This window comes from Cupriavidus sp. 01L46, assembly GCF_056399905.1.
Genome location: NZ_JBFTSF010000679.1, coordinates 1 through 690, shown reverse-complemented (window position 1 = coordinate 690; position 690 = coordinate 1). Strand labels below are relative to the sequence as shown.

Genomic DNA, 690 nt, shown 5'->3' with positions numbered 1-690 from the left:
GCTATTGGCCGTGCCGTCATTGACGGTAAAGCTGATKGTGCGGCTGCCGGTGCTCGGCGTGTCCGAGCTATCGGTGTAGGTGACCGAGCGCAGCGCCGCTTGCCACTGCGCCGTCGTGGCGCTCGCGCCGGCCGAGGTCAGGGTCAGCACCCCGGTCCCGCTGTTGTAGCTCGCCGTGATATTGCCCGTGGTGGCGGGGTTGCTGGTGAAGGCCAGCACGTCCTCGCTACCTTGGAAGTTGCCGGTAATGGCAACAGTGGCRCTGGCGAGCGTGGTGTTGTCCAGGTCGCTGACCGTGAAGCCGCCATCGATGRCAACCGGCGTGCTGGCAACGTTGTTGCCTTCGGTGAACGCGGTGGTGCCGCCGGAACCGGTGGCAATGGGCGAGTCATCGACGGCCGCGACGGTAACGACCTTGGTCGCGGTATTGCCATTGGCCGTGCCGTCATTGACGGTAAAGCTGATGGTGCGGTTGCTGGTGATCGGCGTGTCCGAGCTATCGGTGTAGGTGACCGAGCGCAGCGCCGCTTGCCACTGGGCCGTCGTGGCGCTCGCGCCGGCCGAGGTCAGGGTCATCACCCCGGTCGCGCCGTTGTAGCTCGCCGTGATATTGCCCATGGTGGCGGGGTTGTTGGTGAAGGCCAGCACGTCCTCGCTACCTTGGAAGTTGCCGGTAATGGCAACGGTGGC

General features: G+C 65.5%; 1 protein-coding gene. It reads right to left on the bottom strand.

The features are described from left to right. Positions 1-690: hypothetical protein (locus AC1DS3_RS39285; RefSeq protein ID WP_477129453.1), on the bottom strand; the 690-nt coding region annotated here is incomplete at both ends.